The sequence below is a fragment of the Azonexus sp. R2A61 genome (genome assembly GCF_021401135.1).
In the GTDB taxonomy this organism is placed as follows: Bacteria; Pseudomonadota; Gammaproteobacteria; order Burkholderiales; family Rhodocyclaceae; genus Azonexus.
Genome location: NZ_JACBFO010000003.1, coordinates 575,607 through 591,728, shown reverse-complemented (window position 1 = coordinate 591,728; position 16,122 = coordinate 575,607). Strand labels below are relative to the sequence as shown.

17 protein-coding genes are annotated in these 16,122 nt (G+C 62.2%); 4 read left to right on the top strand and 13 right to left on the bottom strand.

Annotated elements, in window-relative coordinates; translation table 11 throughout:
- Positions 1 to 54: 54 nt before the first annotated feature.
- From acpP to L0962_RS12680, 7 genes are all read right to left on the bottom strand, one after another.
- Positions 55 to 291 (bottom strand): acyl carrier protein, encoded by a 237-nt coding sequence (gene acpP, locus L0962_RS12710; protein WP_234086813.1) that lies wholly within the window; start codon positions 289 to 291, stop codon positions 55 to 57.
- Between the two features lie 73 nt (positions 292 to 364).
- Positions 365 to 1,105, bottom strand: coding sequence for a 3-oxoacyl-ACP reductase FabG (gene fabG, locus L0962_RS12705; protein WP_234086812.1), 741 nt, complete (start codon positions 1,103 to 1,105; stop codon positions 365 to 367).
- Between the two features lie 3 nt (positions 1,106 to 1,108).
- The gene (fabD, locus tag L0962_RS12700) at positions 1,109 to 2,035 is read right to left on the bottom strand and encodes an ACP S-malonyltransferase (RefSeq protein WP_121457043.1); all 927 of its coding nucleotides are present in this window, start codon (positions 2,033 to 2,035) and stop codon (positions 1,109 to 1,111) included.
- A 14-nt stretch (positions 2,036 to 2,049) separates the two neighbouring features.
- On the bottom strand, positions 2,050 to 3,009 hold the full coding sequence (locus L0962_RS12695; protein ID WP_234086810.1) for a beta-ketoacyl-ACP synthase III: 960 nt from the start codon (positions 3,007 to 3,009) through the stop codon (positions 2,050 to 2,052).
- 1 nt (position 3,010) lies between these two features.
- Entirely contained in the window at positions 3,011 to 4,042 is a 1,032-nt protein-coding gene (plsX, locus tag L0962_RS12690; protein ID WP_234086809.1) for a phosphate acyltransferase PlsX, read from the bottom strand.
- A 54-nt stretch (positions 4,043 to 4,096) separates the two neighbouring features.
- Positions 4,097 to 4,276 (bottom strand): 50S ribosomal protein L32, encoded by a 180-nt coding sequence (gene rpmF, locus L0962_RS12685; RefSeq protein WP_234086808.1) that lies wholly within the window; start codon positions 4,274 to 4,276, stop codon positions 4,097 to 4,099.
- A gap of 19 nt (positions 4,277 to 4,295) precedes the next feature.
- Positions 4,296 to 4,784 carry a DUF177 domain-containing protein gene (locus L0962_RS12680; protein WP_234086807.1) on the bottom strand — a complete coding sequence of 163 codons (489 nt, stop codon included), beginning with the start codon at positions 4,782 to 4,784 and terminating at the stop codon, positions 4,296 to 4,298.
- Positions 4,785 to 4,897: 113 nt separating this feature from the next.
- On the opposite strand from L0962_RS12680, the gene L0962_RS12675 reads away from it, so the two are divergent.
- Both L0962_RS12675 and L0962_RS12670 read left to right on the top strand, forming a co-directional pair.
- On the top strand, positions 4,898 to 5,476 hold the full coding sequence (locus L0962_RS12675) for a Maf family nucleotide pyrophosphatase (protein WP_234086806.1): 579 nt from the start codon (positions 4,898 to 4,900) through the stop codon (positions 5,474 to 5,476).
- Positions 5,476 to 6,183, top strand: a complete 708-nt coding sequence (locus tag L0962_RS12670) for an SAM-dependent methyltransferase (protein WP_234086805.1) — start codon at positions 5,476 to 5,478, stop codon at positions 6,181 to 6,183. The genes L0962_RS12675 and L0962_RS12670 overlap by 1 nt, the downstream gene beginning before the upstream one ends.
- Here the strand turns inward: L0962_RS12670 and L0962_RS12665 are convergent, their stop codons facing one another.
- Genes L0962_RS12665 through L0962_RS12650 form a run of 4 tightly spaced genes read right to left on the bottom strand, consistent with a single transcriptional unit; the run spans position 6,184 to position 9,125 of the window.
- On the bottom strand, positions 6,184 to 7,134 hold the full coding sequence (locus L0962_RS12665; protein WP_234086804.1) for a S49 family peptidase: 951 nt from the start codon (positions 7,132 to 7,134) through the stop codon (positions 6,184 to 6,186).
- On the bottom strand, positions 7,127 to 7,486 hold the full coding sequence (locus L0962_RS12660) for a Rieske 2Fe-2S domain-containing protein (protein WP_234086803.1): 360 nt from the start codon (positions 7,484 to 7,486) through the stop codon (positions 7,127 to 7,129). The genes L0962_RS12665 and L0962_RS12660 overlap by 8 nt, the downstream gene beginning before the upstream one ends.
- Positions 7,465 to 8,115, bottom strand: coding sequence for an HAD family hydrolase (locus L0962_RS12655; protein ID WP_234086802.1), 651 nt, complete (start codon positions 8,113 to 8,115; stop codon positions 7,465 to 7,467). Before L0962_RS12655 ends, L0962_RS12660 begins: the two co-directional genes overlap by 22 nt.
- The gene (locus L0962_RS12650; RefSeq protein ID WP_234086801.1) at positions 8,112 to 9,125 is read right to left on the bottom strand and encodes an RluA family pseudouridine synthase; all 1,014 of its coding nucleotides are present in this window, start codon (positions 9,123 to 9,125) and stop codon (positions 8,112 to 8,114) included. The genes L0962_RS12655 and L0962_RS12650 overlap by 4 nt, the downstream gene beginning before the upstream one ends.
- Before the next feature lie 403 nt (positions 9,126 to 9,528).
- Here L0962_RS12650 and L0962_RS12645 point away from each other — a divergent pair, with 403 nt between their 5' ends.
- Positions 9,529 to 12,195, top strand: coding sequence for an Rne/Rng family ribonuclease (locus L0962_RS12645; protein ID WP_234086800.1), 2,667 nt, complete (start codon positions 9,529 to 9,531; stop codon positions 12,193 to 12,195).
- 81 nt (positions 12,196 to 12,276) lie between these two features.
- On the opposite strand, the gene L0962_RS12640 is transcribed toward L0962_RS12645, so the two are convergent.
- Together L0962_RS12640 and uvrB are read right to left on the bottom strand one after the other, a co-directional pair.
- Positions 12,277 to 12,750 (bottom strand): low molecular weight protein-tyrosine-phosphatase, encoded by a 474-nt coding sequence (locus L0962_RS12640; protein WP_367398032.1) that lies wholly within the window; start codon positions 12,748 to 12,750, stop codon positions 12,277 to 12,279.
- Positions 12,750 to 14,819, bottom strand: coding sequence for an excinuclease ABC subunit UvrB (uvrB, locus tag L0962_RS12635; protein ID WP_234086798.1), 2,070 nt, complete (start codon positions 14,817 to 14,819; stop codon positions 12,750 to 12,752). The genes L0962_RS12640 and uvrB overlap by 1 nt, the downstream gene beginning before the upstream one ends.
- A gap of 85 nt (positions 14,820 to 14,904) precedes the next feature.
- On the opposite strand from uvrB, the gene L0962_RS12630 reads away from it, so the two are divergent.
- On the top strand, positions 14,905 to 16,110 hold the full coding sequence (locus L0962_RS12630) for an amino acid aminotransferase (protein WP_234086797.1): 1,206 nt from the start codon (positions 14,905 to 14,907) through the stop codon (positions 16,108 to 16,110).
- Positions 16,111 to 16,122 lie beyond the last annotated feature (12 nt).

Below are 16,122 nucleotides of genomic sequence, written 5' to 3'. Positions count from 1 at the left end.
AGTGACAAGGCCGGCCTAGCGGGCCGGCCTTGCCTGGTTCAAACCGGAATTGGCTTACTTCTTGTTGGCGAGGATGTAATCGACGGCCTGTTGCACGGTCGTGATCTTCTCGGCCTGGTCGTCCGGAATCTCGGTCTCGAATTCCTCTTCCAGCGCCATGACCAGTTCGACGGTGTCCAGCGAGTCAGCGCCCAGATCGTCAACAAACGAAGACTCGTTCTTGATGTCGGCTTCGTTCACACCCAGTTGTTCGGCGACGATCTTCTTGACGCGCTCAACGATGTTATCCATTCGAAAAACTCCTTCCCCTCGGGGGTACGAAAAAAAACGTTGCGATTCTACCAAAAGCCGAAGCTTAGGGATATCAATCCATGAACATACCGCCATTCACATGAACCGTGGTACCGGTCACGTAAGCGGCGGCGGGAGAAACCAGGAAACCGACCGCACCGGCCACATCTTCCGGCGTACCGGCACGGCCGAGCGGAATGGAAGCCAGCATGGCCGTCTTCTGCTCTTCGGTCAAGGCATGCGTCATGTCGGTCGCGATAAAGCCCGGGGCAACACAGTTGACCGTGATGTTGCGGCTGCCCAACTCGCGCGCCAGCGAGCGGGAGAGACCGGCGACGCCGGCCTTGGCAGCACAATAGTTGGCCTGGCCGGCGTTGCCGGAATAGCCGACCACCGACGAAATATTGACGATGCGGCCGAAGCGCGCCTTCATCATGCCGCGCATGACACCGCGCGACAGGCGGAAAACCGCCTTCAGGTTGGTGTCGACGACCGCATCCCACTCGTCGTCGCCCATGCGCATCGCCAAGTTGTCGCGGGTGATGCCGGCGTTATTGACGAGCACGGTGATGGCGCCGAATTCCTTGGCGACATCGGCCAGTACGGCATCGGTCTGGGCGTTGTCGGTGACGTTGAGGACAACACCGCGACCCTTGATGCCGGCTTCGGCGAGGTAGGCAGAAATCTGCCCGGCACCGGCCTCGCTGGTCGCCGTGCCGATCACGGTGGCTCCCTGACGGCCGAGTTCGAGGGCGATGGCGCGACCGATGCCGCGAGTGGCGCCAGTGACCAGCGCAATCTTGTCGTTGAGCATCGCTTACTCCAGGCCGAGATTGGCTTCGATGGCCGCCGCGTCGGCCAGGGCGACGCCGGCGACACCGTCGGCACAGCGCTTGGTCAGACCGGCCAGAACCTTGCCCGGACCACACTCTGCCACGGTCGACACGCCGATGGCGGCCATTTTCTGGATCGTCTCGACCCAGCGTACCGGGTTGTAGGCCTGGCGCACCAGCGCGTCCTTGATCCGGGCCGGATCGTTTTCGATCGCCACGTCGACGTTGTTGATCACCGGGATCTTCGGTGCCTGCAGCGTCAGCTCGGCCAGACGCGCCGCCAGCTTGTCGGCGGCCGGACGAATCAGCGAGGAGTGGAACGGGGCCGACACCGGCAGCGCCTTGGCCATCTTCGCGCCACGCGCCTTGCAGGCATCCATGGCACGTTCGACGGCGCCCTTGTGGCCGGCGATCACGGTCTGGCCGTTGGCGTTGAAATTGACCGGCTCGACAATCTCGCCCTGCGCCGCTTCAGCACAGGCGGCAACGATACCGGCATTATCCAGGCCGAGCACGGCGGCCATCGCACCGGTGCCGAGCGGCACGGCTTCCTGCATGGCGGCGGCACGCAGGCGGACCAGTGGCACCGCGTCCTTGAATTCAATGACACCGGCGGCGACCAGCGCCGAATATTCGCCCAGGCTGTGACCGGCGACGACGGCCGGCATCTTGCCGCCCTTTTCGCACCACAGGCGCCAGGCGGCGATGCCGGCAGTGAGCATGACCGGCTGGGTGTTGACGGTCTGGGTCAGCACCTCGGCCGGACCGTCGGCAACCATCGCCCACAGGTCGTCGCCGAGCGCGGCGGAAGCCTCGTCAAAGGTCGCGCGAACCACGGCGGCATCGCCGTAGGCGGCCATCATGCCAACGCTCTGCGAGCCCTGGCCGGGAAATACGAAGGCAAAAGACATCAATCAGTCTCCTATCAGAATTCGAGCAACGCGGCACCCCAGGCGAAACCGCCGCCGATGCCTTCGAGCAGGACTTTTTGGCCGCGCTGGATACGTCCGTCGCGCACCGCCTCGTCAAGCGCCAGCGGCACCGAAGCGGCCGAAGTGTTGCCATGACGATCGACCGTCACCACCACCTTGTTGCGATCAATGCCGAGCTTCTTGCCGGTCGCATCGATGATGCGCAGGTTGGCCTGATGCGGAATCAGCCAGTCAACGTCGCTACTGGCCACGCCGGCCGCCGCACAAACCTCTTCGGCGACATCGGCAAGCACGCGCACCGCAAACTTGAAGACGGCCTGCCCGTCCATGCGCAGGAATGGGTCGCCGGTCACCTGACCGCCACAGACCTGCCCCGGCACGTTGAGGATGCCCGAATAGCTGCCATCGGCGTGCAGGGCCGTGGCCAGGATTCCGGGCGTTTCGGAAGCCGTCAGCACCACCGCGCCGGCACCGTCGCCGAACAAGACGCAGGTTCCGCGGTCCTTCCAGTCGAGGATGCGCGAAAAAACCTCGGCGCCGATCACCAGTGCCTTGCGATGCGAGCCGGAACGAATGAATTTCTCGGCGACACCCAGCGCATAGGCAAAACCGGCACAAACGGCCTGCACGTCGAAAGCCGTTGCCCCCTTGTTGCCGAGCTTGTTCTGGATCAGGCAAGCCGTGCTGGGAAAGATGAAATCCGGGGTCGACGTGGCAACGATGATCAAATCGAGTTCGGCGGCAGCCACACCGGCCATTTCCAGGGCGCGCTGCGCAGCGATCAGGCCGATGTCGCTCGACGTCGTTCCGACCGGTGCCAGATGACGGCTACGAATCCCGGTCCGGGTAACGATCCACTCGTCATTGGTATCGATCCCACGCGCCGCAAGTTCATCGTTGCTGACGGGACTTCCCGGCAGATAGCTACCGGTACCGATCACGCGTGCGTACATTTCAGGAATTCTCCGTGACAGCGGCTTGCGCCGCATTCATCTGGGCCAGCTTTTCGGCGATGCGCTCGATCACGCGATTCTCGGCAGCATCGTAGGCACGGCCGATGGCATGAAAAAAGGACAAGGCATCGGCTGAACCGTGGCTTTTCACCGAAATGCCTTTCAGACCGAGAAGCACGGCGCCGTTGTAGCGGCGATGATCGAGGCGCCGCTTGAAATTTTTCAGTACCGGCATGGCGATCAGCGCCGCCAGGCGGGTCAGCAGGTTGCGACCGAATTCCTGCCGCAGGAAGGTTGCCAGCATCTGGGCCACGCCTTCGGAGGATTTCAGGGCGACATTGCCAACAAAACCGTCACATACGACGACATCGGCCTCGGCCTTGAAGATGCCGTCGCCCTCGACATTGCCGATGAAGTTCAAGCCCGAATTTTTCAGCAACTCGGCCGCCTGCTTGACCACCTCATTGCCCTTGATGTCTTCCGAACCGATGTTCAGCAAGCCGACCCGCGGCCGTTCGCAATGATCGACGGCGGCTGCCAGCATGGCACCCATGACGCCGAACTGAAGCAGATGCTCCGCTTCGCAATCGACGTTCGCACCAAGATCCAGCATGTGAACATGCCCGCCGCCAACGGTAGGCAGCACCGGACACAGCGCCGGTCGATCAATGCCGGGCAGCATTTTCAGCACGAAACGGGAAATCGCCATCAGCGCTCCCGTGTTGCCGGCCGAAACGCAGGCCGAAGCTTCGCCTGCCTTGACCAGATCAATGGCCACACGCATCGAAGAATCCTTCTTGTTGCGCATGGCGAGGGCCGGCGACTCGTCCATGCCAATCACTTCGCTGGCGTGAACGACGCGAATCCTGGGGTCGGTTGCCTGAGCGCCCAACGCAGGTCGCAAAACCTCCTCCTGACCAACCAGGATGAGATTAGCCGCCGGATGTTCTGCAAGAAAGCGCAACGCAGCAGGAACCGTCACCGACGGCCCGTGGTCACCGCCCATGCAATCGATGGCGATACGAGTTGTCATGGCAAAAAGAAAGGCAGGCGCTCCTCGCGGAGCCGCCTGCCCAACTCTGAACGATTACTCGCCCTTGCCCTTCAGGACTTTCTTGCCGCGGTAGAAACCGTTCGGGGAAACATGGTGACGCAGGTGCGTCTCGCCGGTCGTCGGCTCAACGGCCAGCGGCGGGGCGGACAGGAAATCGTGGGCACGGTGCATGCCACGCTTCGACGGGGACTTCTTGTTCTGTTGAACGGCCATTTTGTTGCTCCTAAATAAATCAGTTCGGCTTGCCCTTGAGCCCACCGAGCACAGTGAAAGGATTGACCCGATCACCAGCTTCGGCTGTTCCCGGCAAACCACATTTTTCGTGCCGCGGCGCCACCGGCAGGGCCAGAAGGATTTCATCCTCCACCAATTCGGCCACGTCCAGCTCTTTCACCACCGGCAGGAAATCCCGGCTATCGTCTTCCAGCTCGTCCTGCGACATGTCGGCACCTTCCGGAACCAGTTCCAGCAGACTATCGACATCGAGTTCGAAAGGTACCGCTTCAAGGCAGCGCTGACAGGCCAACGGCAAAACGCCGGTAACGGTCAACTGCAGCAGCGGCTCTCCACGAGACCCCTTGTATCCTTCCAGACGCCAGGCAACCCCACCATCCAATCCGGCAAGCAGATCGTGCAGGCGCGCCAGCTCCCGAACCGCCAGCGTTCCCTCAAGAACACCGCCATTCCGGGCAAAGACAAAGGCATCGTTGATTCTTTTCAAACTGAAGCTGTTGCGACTAAAACCCGAGATGATATTATTTTTAGTCCATCAAGTCAAAACAAAGTGTTGCCTGAACTCATCGCCGCAACGCCTTGTTGCATAAAGAAATCACCATGCAAGAAATCATCCTCGCCTCGACCTCGCCTTACCGGCGGGAATTGCTCGGGCGACTCGGCCTGCCGTTTTCGGTCGCCAATCCGCAGACCGACGAATCGCCCCTGCCCGGCGAAACACCAGAAGCCCTCGCCCTGAGACTCTCCGAAGCCAAGGCACGGGCTGTCGCTACGGCACACCCGAGGGCACTGATCATCGGCAGCGATCAGGTTGCCACGGTCGACGGCAAAATTTACGGAAAACCGGGCGACCATTCCCGCGCCGTCCAGCAACTACGCGAACTATCCGGCAAGACGGTCAATTTCTTCACCGGTCTGTGCCTGTACAACGCCGCCACCGGCGAGGCGGAGGTCCGCGGTGTGCCGACCCTGGTCGCTTTCCGCACGCTGAGCGACGACGAGATCGAACACTACCTGCGTCGCGAGCCGGCCTACAACTGCGCAGGCTCAGCCAAATCCGAAGGACTCGGCATCGCCCTGCTGCAGTCGATGCGGGGTGACGACCCGAATGCACTGGTCGGCCTGCCGCTGATCGCGCTGTGCGACATGTTGCGCCGCCAGGGCGTGGCCGTTCTCTGATGGCCGGCACCCTCTACCTGATCCCGGTGCCGCTCGGCCCGGTCGCACCGGCCGACTGTCTGACGGCGAACGTTCTCGCCACGCTCAGACCGCTGACCCATTTTGTCGTCGAACAGGCCAAGAGCGCGCGCGCCTTCCTCAAGGCGGCGGGTACCGATGCGCCGTTGCAGTCGCTGCAACTGGAGGAGTTGAACGAACACACCCGGGCGGATGCGCTGGAACGCCTGCTGGCACCGCTGCGCGCCGGACACGATGTCGGCCTGCTCTCGGAGGCCGGTTGCCCGGCCGTCGCCGATCCAGGCGCCAACCTGGTGGCCCTCGCGCAACATGAAGGCATCCGCGTCGTGCCGCTGATCGGCCCTTCCTCGCTACTGCTGGCCTTGATGGCCTCCGGCCTGAACGGCCAGCGTTTCGCCTTTCAGGGATATCTGCCGGCGAAGGATGTCGACCGCAGCAAAGCCCTGCGCGAACTGGAAAACGAATCGCGCCGGAAACGACAGACCCAGCTGTTCATCGAAACGCCGTATCGGAACCGGGCGATGTTCGATGCCGTCATACAGCACTGCCAGCCGGCCACACGCCTGTGCGTGGCCACCGACCTGAGCCTGCCCGGCGAAACGATACGCACGCAAAGCATTGGCCAGTGGAAAAAACAGACGCCGCCCGATATCGAGCGGCGTCCGACCGTTTTCCTGCTGCTGGCCTGATCAGTTCAGGCGAAAATCCGAGGCGGCGCCGGAAATGCCGCGCCACAGGCTGTCGACCGCACCGGCGCCGAAACGCTTGGCGAAACGCTCGGCAAAATTGTCCTTGACCGAATAATCGAGCACGGTTTCCGCCTTCAACACATCGCGCGCCACCGAATCGACGCTACCGTAATCATCGGCAAGCCCCAGCGCAATGCTCTGCGCTCCGGTCCACATCAGCCCCGAGAACAGATCGGGGTTGTCCTTCAAACGATCGCCACGTCCCGCCTTGACGACATCGATGAACTGCTGGTGGATGTCCTTCAGCAATGCAGCGGCAAATGCCTTCTGCTTTTCCGGCAGCGGCGAGAATGGGTCGAGGAAGCCCTTGTTTTCGCCGGCGGTCAGCAGACGGCGTTCGACGCCCAGTTTTTCCATCGCCCCGGTGAAACCGAAACCGTCCATCAGCACGCCGATCGAGCCAACGATGCTGGCCTTGTTCACGTAAATCTTGTCCGCAGCGGCCGCCACGTAATAACCGCCCGAGGCACAGATATCCTCGACCACCACATACAGCGGCTTATCCGGATGCTTGCCGCGCAGGCGACGGATTTCATCGTTCACCAGACCCGCCTGTACCGGACTGCCGCCCGGGCTGTTGATGCGCAGCACGACCCCCACCGACTGCTCGGCCTCGAAAGCCGCATCCAGCGCCGAAATCAGGTTTTCCGCATTAGCTTCGCCCTTGGCTGCAATGGTGCCCTCCAGGCTGACCAGCGCCGTGTGCTTGTCATGGATCGGCCCCTTTTCCCAATCCACCAGCGTAAACAGGATGACCGCCACGTAAGCAAAACCGAGCAGCTTGAAGAAGATGCCCCAGCGACGCCGGGCGCGCTGCTCGGCGAGCGAGGCAAAGGCGAGTTTTTCGAGAGTCTTGCGTTCCCAGGCGGGATCCTGCTGTGGGTTATCCATTGCGGCTGTCGGGTATGAGATAGAGTTGTCCGTCGATTTCGCGCACATCCAGCGGCTTGAGCCCCCTGCCCTGGCAGCGTCCGCCAAGGCAGCGGCCGGTATCCGGCGCATAAAGCGCACCGTGGATCGCGCAGATCAAGTATAGCTTGGAATGATCGAAGAACTCGCCGGGCTGCCAGTCGAGTTCGGCCGGCACATGGCCGCATTCGTTCAGGTAGGCGTATACCTTACTGTCGTAACGAACGGCAAAGGCCGGCACCTCCCTTCCATCGCGGCTGACTTTGAAACGTAGACCGGTGCCGCCGTCAACCAGTGTCGAAACGTCGCCGATCAGGCGTGGCTCGTCAGCCATGCATCCAGTTCCGCGACATCGTTCAGACAGGCGAGCGGCGAATACTCGCGCAGGTGAGCATGCGGATGCGCACCATAGGTCACCGCCAAGCCCTCGACACCGGCATTGAGCGCCATCTGCAAATCGTGCGAGGTATCGCCGATCATCACGGTCGACATGGGCGTGACGGCAAATTCGGCCATCAGTTCCTCAAGCATCTGCGGATGCGGCTTCGAATGGCATTCGTCGGCACAGCGCGAGGCATGGAACAACGGGCGCAGACCGGAATGATCGAGTGCCCGCTCCAGACCGAGACGACTCTTGCCGGTGGCAATCGCCAGCAGGTGACCGGCCGCGCGGAGCCGGGCCAGCATTTCCGGCACCCCGGAAAACAGCGTCAACGCGTGATCGCCGGACAGATAATGAAAACGATAGCGCTCGACCATTGCCGGCGTGTCTTCCGGGCGCAGGTCAGGAACCGCATGACGCATCGCATCGGCCAGCCCCAGGCCGATCACGTGCCTGGCCTGCGCATCGTCCGGCACCGGCAGACCAAGATCCGCGCAAGATGCCTGGATGCTGCGCACAATGGCACCCGCCGAATCGAGCAGCGTGCCATCCCAGTCGAAAACGATCAGTTGATATTTCATCGGTCATCCTTCCCTGCCAGCCAGTCGGCCAGGTTATCCACGGCGAATTCCCGGCCCTCGCGGGCGTCAACCGCAGCAATGTAATCAGCGATCCCGGCCGGCAAAGGTGCGGTCGTGCGCATTGACTCACCGCTCAGCGGATGGCGGAAATCCATCTGCCAGGCATGCAGCGCCATGCGCTTCAGCCCCTCGGGACGCAGACGCTTGTTGAGTGCGAAATCCCCGTATTTCTCGTCGCCCAGAATGGGAAAGCCGAGATGCGCCAGATGCACGCGGATCTGATGCGTCCGCCCGGTTTTCAATTGCGCCTCGAGCAGGCTCATGCCCGACCAGCGGGCCAGCAACCGGAACACCGTGTGCGACGGCTTGCCCTCGGCATTGACCGAAACACGACGCTCGCCGGATTCGGTCAGGTATTTCAGCAAGGGCTGCCTGACATGTTGCGTGGCGTTCATCCAGCGCCCCTTGACCAGCACCAGGTAGCGCTTGTCGGCGCCCGCACCGTGCTCGCGGAACATGTCATGCAATGCAGTCAACGCCGAACGCTTCTTGCCGACCAGCAGGATGCCGGACGTTTCGCGGTCCAGCCGATGCGCCAGTTCCAGGAAACGGGCCTGCGGGCGTTGCCGGCGCAACGCCTCGATGACACCGAAACTGACGCCGCTACCACCATGCACCGCAATGCCCTCCGGCTTGTTGATCACCAGCATCGCCTCATCCTCGAAGACGATCGGCAGATCGACCCGTTGCTTGGCCTGTTCATCGACCTCGTCAACCGATCGCTCGGCCAGGCGTATCGGCGGAATCCGAACCTGATCGCCGATGACAAGACGATAGGTGGCATCGACCCGGCGACTGTTGACCCGTACCTCGCCGCTGCGCAGGATGCGGTACACATGACTCTTCGGCACCCCCTTGCAATGGCGCAACAGATAGTTGTCCAGACGCTGGCCGGCAGCCTCCTCGTCGATCGTCACCCGGGTGACTGAATTGTTACCAGCGCTGTGCATTTTCTAATATACTGCCCAGGTTCCAAGTCTCGGTTTGCAAGAGATGCCGAACCGTCAGACCGTAGGCCCTCGTACCCGGGAAGGGATGCGACCGCCACACGGCAGGCTCCGACCGCTCTCCTGTGCCAACTGCGCAGGCCAAGCCAACGAGGAACACCTGGTTAAGTTCACTCACCAAAAGTAGTGATGTTAATGGATTAGCTCGCCAGAAGCACGCACGGATCGCCCGTTGCAGGAATTTACCGGTCGCGCATTTGAAGAAAAACACGCGGCCCAAGTCTGATAAACAGCACGTTCAACCATCGCCTTGCCAACCTTACATGACGCAACCCGATAAAGAATCCGTCGCTGCCTGAACAACGGGCGTTTCATTGCGGTCGACAGCGCGCTGGAGCCGAAATCAATGAAACGCATGCTATTCAATGCGACACAGGCGGAAGAACTCCGTGTCGCCATTGTCGACGGTCAGAAACTGATCGATCTCGACATTGAATCCGCCGCCAAGGAACAACGCAAGAGCAACATCTACAAGGGCGTCATCACGCGTATCGAGCCCTCGCTCGAAGCGTGTTTCGTCGACTATGGTGCCGAACGCCACGGCTTCCTGCCGTTCAAGGAAGTCTCCCGCGCCTATTTCCAGCCTGGCGTCGAAGCCGGTCGGGCCAAGATCAACGAGGCCCTGAAGGAAGGCCAGGAATTGATCGTCCAGGTTGACAAGGACGAACGCGGCAACAAGGGTGCCGCGCTGACCACCTACGTCTCGCTGGCCGGCCGCTACCTGGTCCTGATGCCGAACAATCCGCGCGGCGGCGGCGTTTCGCGCCGCGTCGACGGTGACGAACGTGCCGAGCTGCGCGAAGTGATGGACCAGCTCGAAGTCCCGGGCGGCATGAGCCTGATCGCCCGCACCGCCGCCATCGGCCGCCAGGCCGAAGAGTTGCAGTGGGACCTCAACTACCTGCTGCAACTGTGGAGTGCCATCGAAGGTGCTGCCCAGCAGCAATCGGGCGCCTTCCTGATCTACCTCGAAGGCTCGCTGGTCATCCGCGCCATCCGCGACTACTTCCAGCCGGACATCGGCGAGATCCTGATCGATACCGATGAGGTTTACGAGCAGGCGCGTGCCTTCATGGGCACCGTGATGCCGGGCAACATCAACCGCGTCAAGCGCTACCGCGACGACGTGCCGCTGTTCTCGCGCTTCCAGATCGAACACCAGATCGAGACCGCCTTCGCCCGCCAGGTCAACCTGCCGTCCGGCGGCGCCATCGTCATTGACCACACCGAAGCCCTGGTCGCCGTCGACGTCAACTCCGGTCGTGCCACCAAGGGTGCCGACATCGAGGAAACCGCCCTCAAGACCAACCTCGAAGCGGCCGATGAACTGGCCCGCCAGTTGCGTCTGCGCGACCTGGGCGGCCTGATCGTCATCGACTTCATCGACATGGAAAACAGCAAGGCCCAGCGCGAAGTCGAAAACCGCCTGCGCGACGCCCTGCGTTTCGACCGTGCCCGCGTGCAGATGGGCAAGATCAGCCGTTTCGGCCTGATGGAACTGTCGCGCCAGCGCCTGCGTCCGGCGCTGGCCGAAACCAGCTACATCTCCTGCCCGCGCTGTACCGGCACCGGTCACATCCGCTCGACCGAATCCGCCGCGCTGCACATCCTGCGCATCCTCGAAGAGGAAGCGATGAAGGAAAACACCGGTGCCGTGCATGTCCAGGTTCCGGTTGATGTCGCCACCTTCCTGCTCAACGAGAAGCGCCCGGACATCCAGGCGATCGAGCTGCGCCACAAGGTCACCATCCTGCTGATCCCGAACGTGCATCTGGAAACGCCGGCGCACACGATCACCCGCCTGCGCCACGACGACCTGAACCAGGAAGACCTGCGCGAGCCGTCCTACCGCATGGTCGACATGCCGGTCGAGGAAGCCATCAAGCAGGCGACCCAGGAGAGCAATGCCAAACCGCGTCAGGAAGCGGCAATCAAGGGCATCTCGCCGGAACAGCCGGCCCCGATCGTTCCCGAAAAGAGCGAAACCGTGGCCCCCGCGCCGGTTTCCGCTGCCCAGGAAACCGGGCTGTTCGCGCGCATCCTGTCGCTGTTCCGCGCACCGGCCAAACCCGCTACACCGGAAGTCAAACCCGAACCGGCACGCAAGCCCCGCGAAGCCCGTCAGGGCGATGGACGCCGCGACGGCGGCCGGCGCAACGGTCGCAACGGCAACAACCGCCGTGACGAAGAACGCCGCAACGAACCCCGTGCCGAGAAACCGGCCCGCGAGCGTAACAACGAAGAGACTGGCGGTGAACGCCAGGAGCGCCGGCAACGCAACAAGGACAAGCAGCGCGAACCGCGTCCGACCCCGGCAAATGTCGATCAGGTCCAGGCTGAAGCCGCTGCCGTGACCGAAACCGCCCAGATCGTCGGCAATCAGCCGGGTGAGACGGGTAATGACGAACAGAACGGCGGCCAACGCCGTCGGGGTCGTCGCGGTGGTCGCGGTCGTGGTGAACGACGCCCGGAACAGGAAAACGCCGTCGGCGAAACCGCCACGCCGGTCGATGCGGCATCTGCAGCCAATGCCGAACCGATCGTCGTGACCATTCCGACCGACGAAGTCAGCCAGCCGGTTGCGATCGTCGCCATGGAACCCGCGATCAGCACCGTTGCCGAAGCCATCCCGGTTTCCCCGGCAGCAGAAGCTGCCGCCGAACCAGTTCCGGTGGTCGTCGTCGAGACCCAGCCGGAAATGCAGTCGTCTGACATCGAAAGCACGGTCGCCGTGGTCGAGGAAACGGCCCCGACCGTTGCCACGGTGGAGGCAGTTTCCGTCGCCGCCCAGCCTGAAGCGCCGGTGGCAATGGAAATTCCGGCAAGCAGCCTGTCGACCGCAGAAATCGAAAACAGCCTGGCCGACAGCGGCCTGGTCATGGTGCAGACAACGGCTGCCCCGATTACGGCAGCGGTTCAGGAAGCGCCGGTCAAACTCGGTCGTCCGCGCAAGGCTCGCAGCGTCGAAGCTGACAGCAACGAACCGTTGGTGATGGTCGAAACCGGCAAGTAAGGCAAGACTCGCCGGCAAACCCGGCAAACAAGAAGGGGCGCCCGTCGGGCGCCCCTTCTTCATTCCAGCTTCGGAAAAGGGTCAGGATAATTTCTTGCGCAGGAAATCCACCAGCCCCTGCGACGCATCCTCGACCATGTCGAGCACCAGATCGAATCCATGTCCCAGGCCATAGAAAGGATCGGGTACCTCCTCGTCGTCGAACTTTTTCGCATAGCGCATGAACAGGCCGATCTTCGGCAACTGATCAGGCCTCGCCATGCGTTGCAGGTTGTCCAGATTGTTCCGGTCCATGGCCAGAATCAGATCGAAATAATCGAGATCCTGGCGCGCCACCTTGCGAGCCCGTAACTGGGAAAGGTTGTAACCGCGCAACGCAGCGGCACGCTGTGTTCTGGTATCCGGGGCTTCGCCAACGTGATAGCCGTGCGTACCCGCAGAATCAACTTCAACTTTATCGCCCAGTCCATTGATTTTAATGAACTGTCTAAGCACACCTTCAGCCGTTGGAGAACGGCAGATGTTGCCCATGCAAACCAGCAGAATGCGATAGATCATCCCTTGTCTTCTCCATCAGGGTCGTGCTGCGCCGCACCGAATACCTGCTCCCTGAGCCGGAACAGTTCATCACGGGCTGCCGCCGCCTTTTCGAATTCCAGGTTTTTCGCGCACTCCAGCATCTGCTTTTCGAGCCGCTTGATCTCCCTGGCGACGCTTTTCTCGTCCATTGCTTCGTAGACCGCACGCTGTTGTGCGGCCTTGCGTTCGGTCTGCGCCGATTCGCTGTCGTACACACCGTCGATGATGTCCTTGATCTTTTTCGACACCCCGCGCGGCGTAATGCCATGCGCCAGATTGAAAGCAATCTGCTTTTCGCGCCGTCGCCCGGTTTCGGCAATGGCCCGCTGCATGGATTGCGTAATCGTATCAGCGTAAAGGATCGCTGTGCCATGAATATGACGAGCGGCCCGACCAATGGTCTGAATCAGCGAGCGTTCGGAACGCAGGAAGCCCTCCTTGTCGGCATCGAGGATGGTGACCAGCGAGACTTCCGGAATGTCCAGACCTTCACGCAACAGGTTGATCCCGACCAGAACATCGAACTCGCCCAGGCGCAGGTCGCGGATGATTTCGACACGCTCGACGGTATCGATATCCGAGTGCAGGTAACGCACGCGCACGCCGTTGTCGGCCAGAAAATCCGTCAGGTCTTCGGCCATCCGTTTGGTCAGCGTGGTCACCAGCACCCGCTCCTCGACCGCCACCCGCAGGCGGATTTCCCCCAGCAGATCGTCAACTTGTGTGGACGCCGGCCGAATCTGCACATCCGGATCGATCAGGCCGGTCGGTCGGACGACCTGCTCGACCACCTGACCGGCGTGCTGTTTTTCGTAATCCGCCGGCGTCGCCGAGACAAACACGGTCTGGCGCATGTGCGCCTCGAATTCGTTGAACTGCAACGGCCGGTTATCCAGCGCCGATGGCAGGCGAAAACCGTAATCGACCAGGTTTTCCTTGCGCGAACGGTCACCCTTGTACATGCCGCCGACCTGCCCGATGGTCACGTGCGACTCGTCGATGAACATGATCGCATCGGCCGGCAGATAATCGATCAGTGTCGGCGGCGACTCCCCGGCCTTGCGCCCGGACAGGTGCCGCGAGTAGTTTTCGATGCCCTTGCAGAAGCCGATCTGATCAAGCATTTCCAGGTCGAAACGGGTGCGCTGCTCGATGCGCTGCGCCTCGACCAACTTCTCGTTTTTGACGAAGAAGTCGATGCGTTCGCGTAATTCCGTCTTGATCGCCTCGATCGCCCGCAGCACGGTGGCGCGCGGCGTGACGTAGTGCGAGGCCGGAAAGACGGTGAAGCGCAAGGCCTTGTGGAAAAGCTGGCCGGTCAGCGGATCGAAGAACTGCAGGTTTTCGATCTCGTCGTCGAACAGAGAAACGCGGATGGCGTGCTCGGCATGTTCGGCCGGAAAGATGTCGATGACGTCGCCGCGCACACGGAAGGTACCGCGGTGAAAATCCATCTCGTTGCGGTCGTACTGCATGTCCGACAGGCGCTTGACGATGGCGCGCTGGTCAAGCTTGTCGCCGACGCGCATGGTCAGGATCATGTTGTGGTATTCGTCGCGGTCGCCGATGCCGTAGATGCACGACACGGTCGCCACGATCACCACGTCGCGCCGCTCGATCAGGCTTTTCGTCGCCGACAGGCGCATCTGCTCGATGTGGTCGTTGATCGACGAATCCTTCTCGATGAACAGGTCGCGCGACGGCACATAGGCCTCGGGCTGATAGTAGTCGTAGTAGGAAACGAAGTACTCGACGGCGTTTTCCGGCAGGAATTCCCGAAATTCCGAGTACAACTGCGCCGCCAAGGTCTTGTTCGGTGCCAGCACCAGCGCCGGGCGACCGGTACGGGCAATGACGTTGGCCATGGTGTAGGTCTTGCCCGAGCCGGTCACGCCGAGCAACGTCTGGAAGGACAGGCCGTCGTCGAGTCCTTCGACCAGTTGATCGATGGCGGCCGGCTGATCGCCGGCGGGCGGAAAAGGCTGATACAAGCGATAGGGGCTGTCGGGAAAGGTGACGACCTCACCGGTCGGGGTTTCACTCATGTTAAAATTTTCCGCTTTCGTCAGCGCGACCCTTGGGTCGTGCGTTACTGTTGGTTCCTTTCCCTATTATTCCACGGAGTCGCTAATGTCCTCTTCGATCTTCGCTGCGGTGGAACTCGCCCCGCGCGACCCGATCCTCGGTCTGAATGAAGCCTTCAACGCCGATGCGCGTGACACCAAGGTCAACCTTGGCGTCGGCGTCTACTTCGACGACAACGGCAAGATTCCGCTGCTGGCCGCCGTCAAGGCCGCCGAAGAGGTCCGCCTGAAGGCCGCCCCGCCGCGCGGTTACCAGCCGATCGAAGGCCCCGCCGCCTACAACACCGCCGTGCAGAACCTGCTGTTCGGCAAGGACTCCGCCCTGCTGGCCAATGGCCAGGTCATCACCGCCCAGGCCATCGGCGGCACCGGCGCGCTGAAGATCGGCGCCGACTACCTGAAGCGCCTGAACCCGGATGCCAAGGTCTACATCAGCAACCCGTCCTGGGAAAACCACCGCGCCCTGTTCGAGTCCGCCGGCTTCATCGTCGAGGACTACGCCTACTACGATGCTGGCACCCGCGGCGTGAACTTCGCCGGCATGAAGGCCGACCTGAACAAGATGGTTCCGGGCTCCGTCGTGCTGCTGCATGCCTGCTGCCACAACCCGACCGGCGCCGACCTGTCCGACGCCCAGTGGGCCGAAGTCGTCGGCATCTGCCAGGAACGCGGCCTGGTGCCCTTCCTCGACATGGCCTACCAGGGCTTCGCCGATGGCATCGACGCCGACGCCGTGGCGATCCGCGCCTTCTCCGCCTCCGGCCTGCAATTCTTCGCCTCCAGCTCGTTCTCCAAGAACTTCTCGCTGTACGGCGAGCGCGTCGGCGCCCTGTCCGTCGTCACCGCCTCCAAGGACGAAGCGACCCGCGTCATGTCCCAGGTCAAGCGTGTCATCCGCACCAACTACTCCAACCCGCCGACCCACGGTGGCGCCCTGGTCGCTGCCGTGCTGGCTTCGACCGAACTGCGCGCCCAGTGGGAAGCCGAACTGGCCGGCATGCGCGACCGCATCCGCGCCATGCGCACCGGTCTGGTCGACGCGATCAAGGCCGAAGGCGTCGCGCAGGACTTCTCCTTCGTCGTCAAGCAACGCGGCATGTTCTCCTACACCGGCCTGACGGCTGCCCAGGTCGAGCAACTGAAGAACGACTTCGGCATCTACGCCGTGTCCACCGGCCGCATCTGCCTGGCCGCGCTGAACACGAAGAACATCGGCTACGTCGCCAAGGCCATCGCCGCCGTCACGAAGTAAGCCGTTCCTGCG

Bases quoted from the DNA above. Each gene is read 5' to 3' on its own strand.
- acpP (WP_234086813.1), bottom strand. From the start codon at position 291: ATGGATAACATCGTTGAGCGCGTCAAGAAGATCGTCGCCGAACAACTG.
- fabG (WP_234086812.1), bottom strand. From the start codon at position 1,105: ATGCTCAACGACAAGATTGCGCTGGTCACTGGCGCCACTCGCGGCATC.
- fabD (WP_121457043.1), bottom strand. From the start codon at position 2,035: ATGTCTTTTGCCTTCGTATTTCCCGGCCAGGGCTCGCAGAGCGTTGGC.
- L0962_RS12695 (WP_234086810.1), bottom strand. From the start codon at position 3,009: ATGTACGCACGCGTGATCGGTACCGGTAGCTATCTGCCGGGAAGTCCC.
- plsX (WP_234086809.1), bottom strand. From the start codon at position 4,042: ATGACAACTCGTATCGCCATCGATTGCATGGGCGGTGACCACGGGCCG.
- rpmF (WP_234086808.1), bottom strand. From the start codon at position 4,276: ATGGCCGTTCAACAGAACAAGAAGTCCCCGTCGAAGCGTGGCATGCAC.
- L0962_RS12675 (WP_234086806.1), top strand. From the start codon at position 4,898: ATGCAAGAAATCATCCTCGCCTCGACCTCGCCTTACCGGCGGGAATTG.
- L0962_RS12670 (WP_234086805.1), top strand. From the start codon at position 5,476: ATGGCCGGCACCCTCTACCTGATCCCGGTGCCGCTCGGCCCGGTCGCA.
- L0962_RS12665 (WP_234086804.1), bottom strand. From the start codon at position 7,134: ATGGATAACCCACAGCAGGATCCCGCCTGGGAACGCAAGACTCTCGAA.
- L0962_RS12660 (WP_234086803.1), bottom strand. From the start codon at position 7,486: ATGGCTGACGAGCCACGCCTGATCGGCGACGTTTCGACACTGGTTGAC.
- L0962_RS12655 (WP_234086802.1), bottom strand. From the start codon at position 8,115: ATGAAATATCAACTGATCGTTTTCGACTGGGATGGCACGCTGCTCGAT.
- L0962_RS12650 (WP_234086801.1), bottom strand. From the start codon at position 9,125: ATGCACAGCGCTGGTAACAATTCAGTCACCCGGGTGACGATCGACGAG.
- L0962_RS12645 (WP_234086800.1), top strand. From the start codon at position 9,529: ATGAAACGCATGCTATTCAATGCGACACAGGCGGAAGAACTCCGTGTC.
- uvrB (WP_234086798.1), bottom strand. From the start codon at position 14,819: ATGAGTGAAACCCCGACCGGTGAGGTCGTCACCTTTCCCGACAGCCCC.
- L0962_RS12630 (WP_234086797.1), top strand. From the start codon at position 14,905: ATGTCCTCTTCGATCTTCGCTGCGGTGGAACTCGCCCCGCGCGACCCG.